Here is a 15,455-nt window from a genome sequence, read left to right on the forward strand (position 1 = left end):
TGGGATTTTTTAATTGATATAATTAATATTGAATATTAAAAGTACCTTTTAGTTCTGTTGAAGTTTCTTTATTTGAAGCCAATAATTTTCCGGAAAAACTTCCTTCTAATTTCTTTTCACTACTGTTAATTAAAGTATTTGATGTAAAATTATATTCTTTTTCATCTTGGGAATCATAGTGATGATCTTCCTTTTTACTATTTATATATAATAATTTGTGAATTGCATCTGATCCGGTTTTTCCTTTATTAAGAGAAATAAATATTCTTTCATTACTATTTTCAATACTGCCGATAATTGTTAGTTCAGTATATTCATTTATAGTGCCTTCATTTTTCACACGTTCGGTAGTTTGAGTCTCAAAGGTTGTAGTTTTCCCATTAATCTCTACAATTAAACCTTCAGGAATTTTGTCATTGGTATCTTCGTCATTTGAACAGGAATTCAATAAAAAAATTAATAAAAGGTTTAAAATAATTGCCGATGCTTTTTTCACGATTTTTGCTTGTTAAAATTAAACAGCAAATATATCGAAAACTAAATTATCTTATTTAAGGTACAAATAATGATTAAAATAATCAATAATAGCCTTTCCTTCAAGTAGAACATCAGCACCAATAATACCATGAACAGGCTTAGCTTTATAGGATTGTAAAGCCTCATTTACATGCGAAAGATCAAAAATTACAATAGTGAAACCTTTATTTTTCCAACTTCCCAATTGTAAAGTATTCTGCGAAGAAATTTGTGTTGACATCCCCGTTCCACCAGCTCCTGATGCTTTTGTTTTGGATTTTTTTGCAGATAATTCAAAACGTTCGATGCTTTCAAAACCAATGCAGGTATTTGATGCGCCCGTATCTAAAATGAAATTTCCTGAAATGCCGTTTATTTTTGCTTTTATAGAAAGATGCTGTGTTTTAGTAACCTTGAATTTTATTTTTTTATAATTCTCTTTTTTGAGAATCTCGTGAAGATTTTCCATTTACGATATTGATTGAATATCAAAAATAAACCAATTACAATCAAAAAGCTAATTACATAATAGATATAATTTCCGGATTTTTCTTTTGCTGAAATTGAACCGTAATACACAAACGAACTCCAGTAATAAGGCGATTTCTTCGCATTTGGAATCGATTTATCGTTTAAATATTCCAATTTGGCATTTGAATTTGCCTCAAAATAAGAAACATCATTTTTGACATTTTTATAAAAATCAGACATAAAAACCGAAGTTGTAAAATCGTTTACTTTCCATAAAGAAAACAATAAATTCTGCGCGCCTGCAAACTGAAAACCTCTTGCAATACTCATGGCGCCTTCTGCTTTATACAATTTTCCAATTCCGGTTTCGCAGGCACTTAAAACTACTAAATCAGGATTTATATGCAAATTATACAATTCAGAATATAAGATTTCCTGATCGTAAAATTTAATACTCGCAGGAGTTTCAATATCGCCCGATGACGCGTGTGTACTTAAATGCAAAACAGAATAATTGGAAGCATTATTTTTAAAATTAGAAAAACTCGCACTCGAATTTTCTAAATATTTCCCTTTAAAATTACTTCGAATCGATTCTAATTCTTTCTTCGAATAACTCAATTCAAAAGCCGTTTTTTCGAAAACCGGAAAAACGCCCAAAACTGTTTTCTCTGATTTTGAAACAGGTCTTGAATTCAGATAAATATTTGCCGATGTATTATAAGCAATCTTGAAATCATTTAACAAATAATGCATTTTAGCAAAATTCGTTGTTTTTGATTCCTGAGTAATTAATGCTTCAAAAGGAAGGAAGTTTAAAATTCCGTCAGGAACAATTATTAGGTTTTGGTAAGCGGCATTGCTTGGTAATTTTAATAAATCATAAACATCTTTTCCATAATGATTATAACCCGAAATATCATTTGTAATAGCATCTGGTTTATTAAAATAATCAATAAACTGTGCAATTCTCGGAATACCAAGATGAGTGATGTTAATGTGATTTAGACCAATTTGGTTGTTTTGTAAAATGAAAAAATATAAATTTTCTGATCCCATAAAATAATAAACCATCATCGCTTTATCATTTTCTAATTTTGAAAGTAAAGCTTTTGAATCACATTTTTCAGGAATATAATCTGCATTTTTTGATTGCACATTTTTTAATGAAATCATTATCTCATTTTGCTTTTTTATGAGCCTGTTTATTTCTGAAATATTAGCCAATTCGACCTTTTGCTGTTCTTTTAAAATGGAATTACTAATGTTTTGAAGTTCTTGTAAAAGCTGTTTTTCTTCCGCGGAAGCGTTTTTAATATTCGAACGATAACTTTTTAAAATCCCCGATTTTGTTTTTTCTGATAACTGAAAAGCATTCTCAAGATATTCGGTTTTATTTTCTTTTTTAAACAATTCCTCATAAATCGAAATGCATTTTTCGGTACGATTTCGTGATCGCAATTGCATTAGGATTTTTGAGTTTTCATAAACCAGACTATTCATTAATAAATCTTCAATGTAAAATGAAAGTTTAAAAGCTTTTAGTGCTTTTTTAGGATCTTTTATTTTTAGAATTTCCGCCTGTAAATCAAGTGCATCAACTAAAACAGTTTCAGCATATAATTGATTTTGATTTGGAAGAACATCTTTCGAATTATAATTCGGAATTAAAACTTTAAAAACAGCCGAAATCTGCTTTATACTTTCGTCATATTTTCTTTCATCAAAAAATAACAAGGCTTTTTCATAATATAATTTTGCCAATTTTCTAGGCTGCTTATTTTTAGATTCTAAAAATAATTTTTCAGCCTTTTGCATATAAGAATCAGCAACATCAAATTGCTGCCATTGTCTGTTCATCGAAGCCAGATTTCGATAAGAATTGGATAAAGTTTCGAATTGTTCTTTTTCGTTCTGAAGATATTTTATGGAAGATTCAAATGCTTTTTCGGCATTCTGCGGAGCATTTTTAATGAATTGTTTGGAACTCAACCAATAATTATTTCCAAGATTATTCAGTAAAATACCTTTTTGAGAATTAGATAATTTATCTGTTTTTAGAGTATTTTCTAAAAGCTCAATTGCCGAAGAAATTTTCCCGGAACTCTGATAAACATTAGATAAATTCAAAATCGCAGCAAACTTTTGTTTTTGTGCGTCAGGATAATTTTTAGAACTATTTACAATAAAAAAATACTGTTTAATGGTATTTTCGGCACTATCATAATCCCCCAAAACGGTATATAAATTACCCAAAGGTTTTAAGCAGAATTCAATAATATCGTAATTGCTGAGCTTCTGTTTTTGGTAAATCTGCCATGCTTTTTCATAACTTGAAATTGCATTTTGTGTCTGCCCAAATTGATTTTCATAATACGCTTTATTGCAGTTTAAAACCACAATTGCCAATAATTCGTCTTTGGTTTTGGTTTTGGGATTTCTCCAAAAATCAGCTTCTGCAGCGTTTAAATTTTGTAACGCTTTCGCGGAAGGATGAGCAACAAAACCGTCAACAGCATTATATATTTTATCTTCCTGATTCTGTCCTGAAACATTCAGAGTTAGGAAAAGAAAGATTAAACCATATAAGTTAAATAAGTTCATATTAAATTTTATTCCACAGAGATTCGCAAAGATTTTTCGCAAAGATTCACAAAGTATAAAAAATCTTCGTGTATCTCTGCGTATCCTTTGTGTGTCTTTGTGGAATAACTTTAAAACTTCCATATCCCATAAACCTGAAAGTAATTAAAATTCTGTTCAAAATTAATTACGTAGCGAGCGCCCAAGCTCGGTCCAATTCTCGCGAAACCGGCCGTTAAATCAAGCAAAAGGCCTGTTTTAATATCTGTAAAAGAAGTTTTCATATTGTTGGTTTCTGTTTTTGTACCAATTAAAAAACTTTCTTTATCGCCTTCATAAGTATCAATAGTTAAGTTTTGATTTTGTTCTTGCGAGATATTTATATTCGCCTGAATTCCGGCGCCAATTCCGATATAATTATTGATGTTGTACCGAATCAAAACAGGAACTTCCCAATTGATATTTTTATTTTCGGTTGCTGTAGTCGTGCGTATCAATTGCCGCACTCCGTTTGCATTCGTATTTATTTGGTCGACAACCGTAACGGCACTATTATATTGATTTAAAGCATTTACCCATTCAACCTGCCAGTAAAAACGATACGATTTAAAAGGCGAAAGCGTCGCACCCAGAAAATAGCTAGTTGATTTGTCCAAATCAGGATAAAAGTTGTAACCCGCTTTTACACCAATCGAAATTCCCGGCAAAAATCTAGTAGTGGCATAATTGGTAATTATAGGTTCATTTTTATCGAAAATAATCGAAGTACGGCTTTTGGTTTTTACTTTATGAAAGTCTTCGCCAAACTTCATCGAATATTTTACAAAACCTTTTGTACTGTCTTTTTCGTGAACATTTTTTTGTTCCGTTCCCGGAAGATAAATATTCTTAAACGTAAAAATAATTTGCTTTTGTTTGATAATGGTATCGAGACAGCTCACTGTTGGTTCTTCGCCTTTTGGGCAAATCGGACATTCTGGATACATGCTTTCGATCTGGAAAGTTTTCTTGTCAAACATATCCGGAATATCGGTTTCTAAACGAATTTTTCTCGCCGGACCTTCACCGTTATTTTGAAAACGGGTTTTAAAATTTACCCTTTTAAAACGCACCAATCTATAATTCATAAAACGTCCGTTAGAACCCATTTTATTGGGATCGTGTGACGTTACGATTTCCATTTCAAGATTTTTAATCTTATGGTTTTTATAGCTTCGATTCGGAACAAAAATACCACGCATCGTAACCGTTGCGCTCGTATCTTTTATCATTTCGGGAGTGGTTTTAAACGTATAAAAAACATTGCGTGTTTCTCCCGGATTTGCATCATCAAATTCTAAAACCGAAACATTATGATAGGTTTTATTGGCGTCTAAAAGTGAAGCATCGAGATCTTCTTCGGTAGTTGTATTTCGGTATTTTTTAAGTTTGAAACTATTTTCGGCGGAAGCCACAAAATTATTCGAATCGTCAAGATCATCGACAGAAGCAACTAAGTTTTCTTTTACTTCACGTTCGTTTGCATACGTTCTAAAATCGCTTAATTCGAAATTATTATGTTTAAATTGTTTCTCATTATAAAATAAATAAAGCTTTCCGCTGGAAACATAATTCTCCAGATTTTGATAACTTACTACGACTACCATTTCCTGCTCCGGAATGGGATCGCAGTTTTTGAGAATCGCAAAACCATTTTGATCAGCAATAGAAGCAATGTCTTTATAATTAGTATCTGTAATATCATTTACAGCCACTTTTTTCGGGCGCGTTGCCGGAGGTTTTCCGTTGTCGTAATTGTTGGTTACGGCAAGTCTTGTTGTATAAGTTCCTTTGTTCTTATAAACATGTTTTGGTTCTGCTTCTTTACTGTAATGTCCGTCGCCGAGTTCCCATAAATAAGAATAACTTGGCTTTGGCGCACCTGCAATTGGAATCAACGGCGGTGTTTCGGGTTTAAAAGAAACAGCATTTCCGTTTTGGATAAATCCAATATTGGCTCTTCGGGTTATGGTGTCTTTTACTTTGGTTTGTCCTATTGAGAAAATTGAAAATAGAATAAAGAAAATAGACAGTTGTGGTTTCATAACTAGACAGTTTTTAGTCTTAAAATCATCAGAATCAATTTTAAAACAGGATTAAATGTAAAAAAAAGTGATGAGCAAATCATCACTTTCTCTTAAAAAAAGCATTTATAAGTTACTGAATGGCATTAATTGCAGCAACAAGTTGAGCTTCGGTACCGACTGTTGTTTCGGCTAGTGTAAAAGTGTAAACAGCATTTGCAGTTGTAGTCACTCCTTTTATGGCATATCTCCAGTTACCATTATCTTCTGTTGCAAAAATAATGTGGCACGCAAGACCAATAGGAATTTGTCCGTAGTGTTCGCTGAACAATCCTTCGGCAGTATAGGTATCCAGTTTTGCAAGAGCATTTGTACCTTCTCCATCATAAGAAAGATATACAGCACTGTTTGTGTTATTGTATCCGTCTGGAACGTCAACTAAAATAGTGGTTTTAGGTCTTGGATCGCTGTAAAAACGGTCAACATTTGTCCATCCAAAGTTTCCAAAAGTTACATAATAACTGTTTCCTTCGCCCTGAACGCCGCCTTTTCCGTCAGCACCTTTTGCATCTCTCCAGGCCAAATCACCATCTTCGTCAATTACACCAGTCCACAATGTCATGGCATTGTCATAACCGTCAGTCAGCGCAGTTGGAACCACTAAACTCAAATAACAAGAAGTTTGTAATTCAACACCGCCTTGTGTAGCTTTAATAAAGAATTCTCCGCCAGAAATTAAAAGGTTTTTCTTTCCGTCTGGTGTAATTCCCATTGTTGGTTTGTTAGTAACCAACATATTTCCTTTGTCAAAAAGTTCAATATATTCGATATTAACTTCTCCTGTTACAGCATTTCCGTTTTTAGTAAGACAGTTTCCGTTGATGTGTAATTTTACACCTTTTGCAGACGTAAGCGTTACCATACCATCTCCGGCCGTAATGGTGAAGTTTTGTGTATTTCTTTTTACTCCTTTTTCGCTGATGCTTTTAAAAGCTGCCGATGTTGGAGGCAAAATAACGTTGCCTGTATCATCGCCATCGCTGGTGTCGCAGCTTACAAAAGAAACTAATAATAGAAATAAAAGTCCGATAGTTTTAAAATTTGTGTTCATAATTTCTAGTTTTTATAAATCTGTCTTGATCGTCAAGTGGTTTTCAGATTCTGGTTATTAATTACAATCTTATATCAATTAGGGTTTGATATTGTTACCCCTGTTTTCAAAAAATATTTTTATGGTGCTTATATGCTTATATCAACTTGTGGTTTTATTTGTTACCCCTCGTTTTATTTTTTTTTGATTTATGCCGAAAGACATTTGTCTTCAAAAAGATTTCCGTCTTCATCAACAGCCACGAGAATGTTTTGCTTCCGCGAAAGCGTAACAATTAAATAAATCCAGACAATCGACCAAAGTCCGAAAGTGAGACAGGTAAGAAATAAGTGCAGAAAATGTTTAATGACTTTTTTTTCTCTGCATAAAACAACATAGGGTAGTTTCTCGTTATGTTCTACGATTACAAAGCCATTTCGGGTCTTGGCAGAGATCATTTTGTAAAATTGATCTAAAGTCTTGTCGCTGGTAAATTGATAGGTTTCCATTTTCTCTTAATTTTTAACTCTTTTAAAAGATTTTTGTTTCCTTATATCAACTGTAATTGTTAATTGTTACCCTTTTATTTGAAATTTTTTGAGATTCTTTTTTAACTTTATCTGATTAAAAGTTTTTTTATGAGTAAAACTAAAGTGCATCCCGACCAAAAGTATATTGACGGGCTTGCTGCAAACGATTCGGTGATCATTCAATCTATATATAAAAAGTATGTTCCTAAAGTCGTAATGTTTATTATGAACAACTCCGGCGATAGAGACCATGCTCAGGACATTGTTCAGGAAGTATTGATTTTGCTTTTTAATCAGGCCAAAGCCAATTCGCTCCAATTAACCTGCCCGTTTGATGCGTACTTTTTTCTTTTGTGTAAAAGAAAATGGCTTAACGAATTGAAAAAAACCTCCAACAAAGGGGTAACAATTATTGAAGATGCGGTATCTATTAATGAATCTGCATTGGAGCTCATTGGACAAACCGAAGAATTTGATGAAAAACAACAGCTTTTTGACACCATGTTTCAGAAATTAGGAGACAAATGCAAAGAGTTATTAAAGCTGAGTTTTGAAATTAAATCGATGGAAGAAGTGGCCGAAAAACTAAACGTAACGTACGGTTATGTTCGTAAAAAAAAGTCGCTTTGTGTTGGTCAGTTAACGCAATGGATTCAGGAAGCAAAAAACTTTAATTCTTTAAAAAACGATTAGTCATGAACGAAGAACGCTATATATTATTTGATGAATATCTTCAAGGCGAATTAACGATTGAGGCAAAAAATGATTTTGAAAAACAATTGTTAGACGATCCTGAATTTGCTTCACAGTTTGAGACTTTTAAAAACATACAATTTCAGCTGGACAATAAATTTGGATTTGAACAGGAAAGAGAAATTTTTAAAGAGAATTTAAGTCAAATTTCTGAGAGACATTTTGATAATAAACCAAAAGTTATCGGCTTAAAACCTTGGTATTTGGCAGTTGCGGCTTCGGTTGCCGTTTTATTCGGATTGTTCTTTTTTAATTACAACCAAAATCCTGTTTATGGAGATTACAATAATCCCGAACATGCCTCTTTTACCGAAAGATCAACAGCTGATGAAGATTTAAAAGCAGCAGAAAAAGCATATAATCATAAAACATATAACAAAGCAATTCCGCTTTTTGAAAAGGTTTTGCAAAAAAACAAAACAGCAGAAATTCAATTCTTTTATGGAGTTTCGCTTTTAGAAGAAAGCCATTATATAAAGGCAGAAGCTATTTTTAACGAATTGAAAACAGGAGGTTCTGCCTATAAAGATAAAGCAGTTTGGTATCTGGCTTTATCTAAATTAAAGCAAAAAGACTACGAAGGATGTAAAAAAATACTGGAAACCATTTCTGAAGATTATGAAGGTTACGATCAGGTTGAAGAACTTTTGCATCAGCTGGATTAGATTTTCTTTTAAAAAATATTCATCCCTTACGGGAAACCTCAATCGAATTTAGAATTTTAGTTCTAAATTCGATTTTTCTTTTTATAAGAATTTATCCAAAAACTATCTAAAACCTAACCGAATTAATTAATGAAAAAAATTATTTTATTTCTTTTTATTGTATTTTCTCAAACCATTCTTAGTGCCGCCAAAATTACAGAAACTGAAAAACTTACCGCAGTCTGTAAAGTCTGGGGATTCTTAAAATATTATCATCCCACAGTAGCAAATGGAGAAGTTAATTGGGATAAACAGCTTTTAGAAAAATTACCTAAAATAGAAAAAGCACAAACAAAGGAAGAGTTCTCGTTAATTCTCGAAAACTGGATTGATGATCTTGGGCCGATAAAAGAAATTGCGCCAATTCCTGAACCAAAAGATGTCGAGTTTTTTGATAAAAACTTCGATTTGGGGTGGTTTAATAATAAGTTATTTTCTAAAAAACTTTCGAAGAAACTTAAGTTTATAGAAGATAATAGATTTCAAAGTAATGTAGAATTTGATCCAAGTTTTGATGGCTTCAAAAATATAAATAATTACAACAATTTTGATTATAGCAATAAAAACAACAGATTACTTATGATGTTTGCTTTTTGGAACGTAATAGAATATTATTATCCGTATAAATATGTAATGGATCAAAAATGGAGCATAACTCTGGAACAAATACTGCCTTTGGTTATTGATGCTAAAAACGATAAAGAATTCTATCTGTCAATTAAGAAAATGTCGAGTAAAATCAATGATAGCCATGTAGAATTTATAATATACGGAGCATTTGCAGAAACAGGAGTTAGTGATTTTTATTATTTTCCGGCAACAGGAAAAATAATTGATGAAAAATTAGTTGTTACCAATATTCTAGGAGACAGTCTGGCAGAAGCAGATAATATCAAAATTGGAACCGTAATTACTAAAATTAACAATAAAACGATCAAAGAACTCATTGAAGAAAACAGAGATCAGGTTTGTGCTTCAAATGAATCGTCGTATTTAGATAAATTAGTAACGCAAATTTTAAAATCACATTTAGAAAATGTAAATGTAGAATTTCTAAAGGATGAAAAATACGAAACAAAATCAATGATCTGGGCAGATTATCATGATTCTCATAGAAATGAATTTAAAAAAGGAGCCCTGAAAAAGAATGAGAAATTTAAGCTTTTGGATAATAATATCGGTTATGTAAATATGGGCGTTATAAAACCCAGACATATTCCTGATATGATTGAAGCCTTAAAATCAACAAAAGCAATTGTTTTTGATATTAGGAATTATCCACAAATCACATGGGAACTGATTTCGAATTTTTTAAATCCACAGGAAAAGGAATTTTGTAGATATACCCATCCATATCTAAACTATCCAGGAAAATATTTTTGGACAGAAGGTAGAAAATGCGGGTTTGAAAATAAAGATAATTACAAAGGAAAAGTAATTGTACTGCTCAACGAAGATTCTATAAGTCAGTCTGAATGGACAGCGATGTGTTTTCAAACTGCAGGAAATACAACAATAATTGGAAGCCAGACCGCCGGAGCTGACGGAAATGTGTGGGAACTTGATTTTAAAGGATTTCATACCAGATATTCAGGAATTGGAGTATATTATCCAGACAAAAGAGAAACCCAAAGAATAGGAATCGTACCAGATATCGAAGTAAAACCAACCATAAAAGGTATTCAGGAAGGAAAAGATGAGGTTTTAGATAGAGCTTTGTTGTTTGTAGAAACAGGAAAATAACTAATTTTAATTACACAAAATCAGAATGCAAAAAATTATTGTATTACTACTTGTTTTATTTTCTCAAACTATTTTCAGTGCCAAAATTACCGAAACTGAAAAACTTGCAATGACCTGTAAGGTATGGGGTTTTCTAAAATACTATCATCCAAAAGTGGCGAGTGGAGAAGTCAATTGGGATAATCAGCTTTTAGAAAAGTTACCTAAAATAGAAAAAGCAGAAACTAAAGAAGAGTTTTCTTTAATTCTCGAAAACTGGATCGATAATCTTGGCCCAATAAAAGAAATTGCACCAATTCCTGCTCCAAAAGATGTGGAGTTTTTTGATAAAAACTTTGATTTAAGCTGGTTTAATAATAAACTGTTTTCTAAAAAACTTTCGAAGAAATTAAAATTCATTGAAGCGAATAGATTTCAAGGCGAGCAATTTTATATTTATGGAGCAGAAAATGTTGGAAATGTTGGTTTGATAAATGAAAATCTAAAACATCCGGACTTTACAGATAAAAATTCAAAACTTCGAATGGTATTTATGTTTTGGAATTTAATAGAATACTTTTTTCCCGACAAATATTTAATGGATCAGAAATGGGATACGACTTTAGAAAAAATAATTCCACTTGCCATTCAATCTCAAAATTACAATGATTTTTATATGGTAATGAGAAAATTAGTTTCCAAAATTGATGACAGCCATACCGAATTTTATTTGTATTCTGAACCTACGGAGGTTCGTAAACAAAAGCTTTTTTTTCCTGCTCTTGGAAAAATAATTGACGAAAAAATAGTCGTTACAGAAATTTTAGGAGATAGTCTTGCTGAAGCCGATGATATAAAAATAGGAACTATTATTACTAAAATAAATGATAAAACAATAAAAGAGCTTATCTCAGAAAACAGAGAATTAATTTGTGCTTCAAATGAACCGAAATACTTAGACAAATTGACCGAGAAGTTTTTAAGCGGCTATTCAGAAACGGTAAAAGTAGAGTTTCTTGTAGATGACAAGTATATTACAAAAAATATGAAGTGGTTTGATTATCATGATTCGCACCGAAATGAATTTAAAAAAGGCGCAAGAAAAAAGAAGGCAAAATTTAAACTTTTAGAAAATAATATTGGTTATGTCGATATGGGAATTATACAAATCAGACACATTCCAGATATGGCTGAAGCACTAAAAAACACAAAAGCAATTGTTTTTGATATGCGAAATTATCCCAACGGAACTTTTGAAGAAATATCAAATTTTATAAATCCTCACAAAGAGAAATTCGCCATTTACACATATCCTGATTTAACGTATCCGGGAAAATACAAATGGACCAGTGAAATCACAACAACCGGATTTGAAAATAAAGAGTATTATAAAGGAAAAATGATCCTTTTACTAAATGAGAAAACGCAAAGTCAGGCAGAATGGACAGCGATGTGTTTTCAAACTTCGGGACATACGACCATTATCGGAAGTCAAACGTCAGGAGCGGACGGGAATGTTTCAATATTTGATTTTGAAGGATTTAATACTTGTTTTTCAGGAATTGGAGTGTATTATCCAGACAGAAGAGAAACCCAAAGAATAGGAATCGTTCCAGACATTGAAGTAAAACCAACCATAAAAGGAATTCAGGAAGGAAAAGATGAAGTTTTAGATAGAGCTTTATTATTTATAGAAACAGGGAAATAACATTTTGCATTTTGTTTGTCATCCTGAGCGATCCCGAAGCTTCGGGAGAAGGACGCACAAGCAACTCGACAAAGATTAGCTTCTTCTCTTTGCGGGACTTCGACTTCGCTCAGTCTGACAAAAAGCATAAAAAAATCCGTTTTAAATCCGCGCTTTCACGAAGTGAACCCGTAAAATCCGTGTGCCAACAAGCAATTGCTATTCTTTTAATATTGTCGTAATTTTGACAACTTTAAAATTAGACCATTGAATTCAACACCCATTATTACCGATACACACACGCACTTATATTCTGAAGAGTTTGATCAGGATCGTGACGAAATGATTCAACGCGCCATTGATGCCGGAATTACACGTTTTTTTATACCTGCCATCGACGCCGCGGCGACACAATCAATGTACGATTTAGAGAAAAATTATCCGGAGAATATTTTTCTGATGATGGGTTTACATCCCACTTACGTGAAAGATAATTATCTGGAAGAATTAGCACATGTAGAAACCGAATTATCAAAGCGAAAATTCTACGCTGTTGGCGAAATCGGAATCGATTTGTATTGGGATAAAACGCATTTAAAAGAACAGCAAATAGCTTTTAAAAAACAAATTCAGCTGGCAAAACAATACAAATTACCCATCGTAATTCATTGTCGCGAAGCCTTTGATGAAATCTTTGAAATTTTAGAAGAAGAAAAATCTGAAGATTTATTTGGGATTTTTCATTGTTTTTCCGGAACTTTAGTACAAGCGAAACAGGCAATTTCTTACAATATGAAATTAGGAATTGGAGGCGTAGTAACATTCAAGAACGGAAAAATTGATCAGTTTTTAAATCAAATCGATTTAAAATACATTGTATTGGAAACAGATTCGCCTTATTTGGCGCCAATTCCGTACAGAGGGAAAAGAAATGAGAGCAGTTATTTAGTCAATGTAATTTCGAAGCTGGCAGACTTATATGATGTGTCTGAAGAAGAGATTGCAGCAATAACAACTCAAAATTCAAAAGACGTTTTTGGGATTTAACCCAAGCCTTACAAAACTTTAATTTTTTTTTTGTTCTTTTGCCCACTTAAAACCAATATAAATAATGCAGAAATTTGATGCCATTCGACCGTTTTATGATTCCGAAATAAATGAAGCACTTCATGATGTTGTAAATCACCCAATGATGAAAACCATGATGAACTTTACTTTTCCGGAAGTAGAAGATGAGGTTTGGAAAGATCAATTAAGGAAAACGCATTCTATTCGCGATTTTCAGTGCAATTTTATTTATAACACTATACAAAAGGTTTTAGAGAAAAGTTCTGAAGGCTTAACAACTTCGGGTTTTGAAAAATTAGAACCAAATACGTCTTATCTATTTATTTCTAATCACAGAGATATTCTTTTAGATACCACTTTGCTGAATGTTTGTTTGTTTGAACATGGTTTGGTAATGACAGCATCTGCAATTGGAGATAATTTGGTTAAAAAAGCTTTCCTGGCAACTTTAGCAAAATTAAACAGAAACTTTTTGGTTTTAAGAGGATTAACGCCTCGTGAAATGCTGCAAAGTTCTAAACTACTTGCCGAATATATGGGACAGTTATTGCTTCGCGAAAATCGTTCGGTTTGGATTGCACAAAGAGAAGGAAGAACAAAAGATGGAAATGACGAAACTAATCCGGGCGTTTTAAAAATGATTGGAATGGGTTCTGACGAAGAAAACTTAATGGATTATTTTAAGAAATTAAAAATCGTTCCGGTTTCTATTTCTTATGAATATGATCCTACAGATGTTTTGAAAATGCCGCAATTAATGGCAGAATCAAAAAATGAAGTTTACGTAAAAGATAAAAACGAAGATTTCATGACCATTTTGAGTGGTATCATGGGAACTAAAAAAAGAATACATATTTCTGTTGGCGATGTTTTAGATACTGAAATTGATAAAATCGTAGCAGAAAATGACAACGTAAACAAACAAGTTCAGGCTTTGGCACAAGTTATTGATGATACCATTTTAACAAATTATCAATTATGGCCAACTAATTTTATTGCTTACGATATTTTAAACGAAACAACAAGATTCGCTCATTTGTATAAAGAAAGTGAAAAATCACTTTTTGAGCGTCGTTTAGAAATGCGTATCGGAAGCGATAATCCTGTTACAAGACAAGGATTTCTGGCAATGTATGCCAATCCGGTTGTCAATAAATTAAAATACCAAGATGTCATCTAAAGCAAAAATACTTTTGATTTATACCGGAGGAACTATCGGTATGAGCAAAGACTTTGAAACTGGCGCGCTTAAAGCATTCAACTTTAGTAAACTAATACAGAAGATTCCGGAGATTAAACAATTAGATTGTGAAATCGAATCGGTATCATTTGAAAATCCGATAGATTCATCCAACATGAATCCGAAAATGTGGACCAAAATTGCCACAATTATCGAGGAAAATTACGCTTTGTATGACGGATTTGTCGTGCTGCACGGTTCAGATACCATGTCATATTCGGCTTCGGCATTGAGTTTTATGCTGGAGAATTTAGCAAAACCGGTTGTTTTTACGGGATCGCAGTTACCAATTGGAGATTTGCGCACCGATGCTAAAGAAAATCTTATTACAGCAATTCAAATTGCTTCTTTACAGGAAAATGGAAAACCTGTTATCAATGAAGTTTCTTTATATTTTGAATATAAATTATACCGAGGAAACAGAACGTCAAAAGTAAATGCTGAACATTTTAGAGCTTTTACTGCACCAAATTATCCTGAATTGGTAGAATCTGGCGTACATTTAAAGTTAAACTCCCATTTATTTCTTCCAATAAAAAAAGATGCGGAATTAATTGTTCACAAAAACTTAGACAATCACGTAGCGATTATAAAAATGTTTCCGGGAATGAGCGAAGTAGTTTTGGCTTCGATCCTGTCAACTCCAGATTTACGAGGTATTGTTTTAGAAACGTACGGCTCAGGAAATGCCCCAACTGAAGAATGGTTTTTGAACTTAATTGAAAAAGCAATCAATTCCGGAATGCACATTGTAAACGTAACGCAATGTTCTGGCGGAAGCGTAAACATGGGACAATACGAAACCAGTACAGCCTTAAAATCTCTTGGTGTTATTTCTGGAAAAGATATTACTACAGAAGCCGCAATTACAAAATTGATGTATTTGCTTGGACATAATATTCCGCAAGACGAATTTAAAGACGTTTTTGAAACGGCTTTGCGCGGTGAAATTTCACTATAAATTTTCCACCATATAAGTGATATAAGTTCATTTAATTAAGTTCGTTCTTCGAAATGACAAGTTTGCG

Annotated in this window: 13 protein-coding genes; 7 read left to right on the plus strand and 6 right to left on the minus strand. The window is 32.5% G+C overall.

Annotated elements, in window-relative coordinates; all coding sequences use genetic code 11:
• Positions 1-22 precede the first annotated feature (22 nt).
• The 6 genes from J2Y38_RS05255 to J2Y38_RS05280 form a co-directional block, all read right to left on the minus strand.
• Positions 23-496: a hypothetical protein gene (locus J2Y38_RS05255; RefSeq protein WP_256636660.1), complete on the minus strand. Its 474-nt coding sequence runs from the start codon at positions 494-496 to the stop codon at positions 23-25.
• Between the two features lie 51 nt (positions 497-547).
• On the minus strand, positions 548-985 hold the full coding sequence (locus J2Y38_RS05260; protein ID WP_309840297.1) for a retropepsin-like aspartic protease: 438 nt from the start codon (positions 983-985) through the stop codon (positions 548-550).
• Complete coding sequence (locus tag J2Y38_RS05265) at positions 937-3,591, minus strand: CHAT domain-containing protein (protein WP_309840298.1); 2,655 nt, start codon at positions 3,589-3,591, stop codon at positions 937-939. The genes J2Y38_RS05260 and J2Y38_RS05265 overlap by 49 nt, the downstream gene beginning before the upstream one ends.
• Positions 3,592-3,701: 110 nt before the next feature.
• Entirely contained in the window at positions 3,702-5,654 is a 1,953-nt protein-coding gene (locus J2Y38_RS05270; RefSeq protein ID WP_309840301.1) for a PKD domain-containing protein, read from the minus strand.
• Between the two features lie 112 nt (positions 5,655-5,766).
• A complete protein-coding gene (locus tag J2Y38_RS05275; RefSeq protein ID WP_309840304.1) occupies positions 5,767-6,744 on the minus strand; it encodes a hypothetical protein in 978 nt (325 codons plus the stop codon).
• Between the two features lie 188 nt (positions 6,745-6,932).
• Positions 6,933-7,232 carry a hypothetical protein gene (locus J2Y38_RS05280; protein WP_232677601.1) on the minus strand — a complete coding sequence of 100 codons (300 nt, stop codon included), beginning with the start codon at positions 7,230-7,232 and terminating at the stop codon, positions 6,933-6,935.
• 129 nt (positions 7,233-7,361) lie between these two features.
• On the opposite strand from J2Y38_RS05280, the gene J2Y38_RS05285 reads away from it, so the two are divergent.
• The 7 genes from J2Y38_RS05285 (at position 7,362) to J2Y38_RS05315 (ending at position 15,388) form a co-directional block, all read left to right on the plus strand.
• On the plus strand, positions 7,362-7,946 hold the full coding sequence (locus J2Y38_RS05285) for a sigma-70 family RNA polymerase sigma factor (RefSeq protein ID WP_309840311.1): 585 nt from the start codon (positions 7,362-7,364) through the stop codon (positions 7,944-7,946).
• A 2-nt stretch (positions 7,947-7,948) separates the two neighbouring features.
• A complete protein-coding gene (locus tag J2Y38_RS05290; protein ID WP_309840314.1) occupies positions 7,949-8,671 on the plus strand; it encodes a tetratricopeptide repeat protein in 723 nt (240 codons plus the stop codon).
• 129 nt (positions 8,672-8,800) lie between these two features.
• Positions 8,801-10,453 carry a S41 family peptidase gene (locus J2Y38_RS05295; protein ID WP_309840317.1) on the plus strand — a complete coding sequence of 551 codons (1,653 nt, stop codon included), beginning with the start codon at positions 8,801-8,803 and terminating at the stop codon, positions 10,451-10,453.
• A gap of 25 nt (positions 10,454-10,478) precedes the next feature.
• Complete coding sequence (locus J2Y38_RS05300; RefSeq protein WP_309840320.1) at positions 10,479-12,140, plus strand: S41 family peptidase; 1,662 nt, start codon at positions 10,479-10,481, stop codon at positions 12,138-12,140.
• 246 nt (positions 12,141-12,386) lie between these two features.
• Positions 12,387-13,166: a TatD family hydrolase gene (locus tag J2Y38_RS05305; RefSeq protein WP_309840322.1), complete on the plus strand. Its 780-nt coding sequence runs from the start codon at positions 12,387-12,389 to the stop codon at positions 13,164-13,166.
• Between the two features lie 64 nt (positions 13,167-13,230).
• Positions 13,231-14,367, plus strand: a complete 1,137-nt coding sequence (locus tag J2Y38_RS05310; RefSeq protein WP_309840325.1) for a 1-acyl-sn-glycerol-3-phosphate acyltransferase — start codon at positions 13,231-13,233, stop codon at positions 14,365-14,367.
• On the plus strand, positions 14,357-15,388 hold the full coding sequence (locus tag J2Y38_RS05315; protein ID WP_309840327.1) for an asparaginase: 1,032 nt from the start codon (positions 14,357-14,359) through the stop codon (positions 15,386-15,388). Before J2Y38_RS05310 ends, J2Y38_RS05315 begins: the two co-directional genes overlap by 11 nt.
• Positions 15,389-15,455 lie beyond the last annotated feature (67 nt).

Source organism: Flavobacterium sp. 2755 (assembly GCF_031455715.1).
Classification (GTDB): Bacteria; Bacteroidota; Bacteroidia; order Flavobacteriales; family Flavobacteriaceae; genus Flavobacterium.

Excerpts from the sequence above, each read along its gene's own strand:
- J2Y38_RS05260 (WP_309840297.1), bottom strand. The coding sequence starts at position 985 with ATGGAAAATCTTCACGAGATTCTCAAAAAAGAGAATTATAAAAAAATA.
- J2Y38_RS05265 (WP_309840298.1), bottom strand. The coding sequence starts at position 3,591 with ATGAACTTATTTAACTTATATGGTTTAATCTTTCTTTTCCTAACTCTG.
- J2Y38_RS05270 (WP_309840301.1), bottom strand. The coding sequence starts at position 5,654 with ATGAAACCACAACTGTCTATTTTCTTTATTCTATTTTCAATTTTCTCA.
- J2Y38_RS05275 (WP_309840304.1), bottom strand. The coding sequence starts at position 6,744 with ATGAACACAAATTTTAAAACTATCGGACTTTTATTTCTATTATTAGTT.
- J2Y38_RS05280 (WP_232677601.1), bottom strand. The coding sequence starts at position 7,232 with ATGGAAACCTATCAATTTACCAGCGACAAGACTTTAGATCAATTTTAC.
- J2Y38_RS05285 (WP_309840311.1), top strand. The coding sequence starts at position 7,362 with ATGAGTAAAACTAAAGTGCATCCCGACCAAAAGTATATTGACGGGCTT.
- J2Y38_RS05290 (WP_309840314.1), top strand. The coding sequence starts at position 7,949 with ATGAACGAAGAACGCTATATATTATTTGATGAATATCTTCAAGGCGAA.
- J2Y38_RS05295 (WP_309840317.1), top strand. The coding sequence starts at position 8,801 with ATGAAAAAAATTATTTTATTTCTTTTTATTGTATTTTCTCAAACCATT.
- J2Y38_RS05300 (WP_309840320.1), top strand. The coding sequence starts at position 10,479 with ATGCAAAAAATTATTGTATTACTACTTGTTTTATTTTCTCAAACTATT.
- J2Y38_RS05310 (WP_309840325.1), top strand. The coding sequence starts at position 13,231 with ATGCAGAAATTTGATGCCATTCGACCGTTTTATGATTCCGAAATAAAT.
- J2Y38_RS05315 (WP_309840327.1), top strand. The coding sequence starts at position 14,357 with ATGTCATCTAAAGCAAAAATACTTTTGATTTATACCGGAGGAACTATC.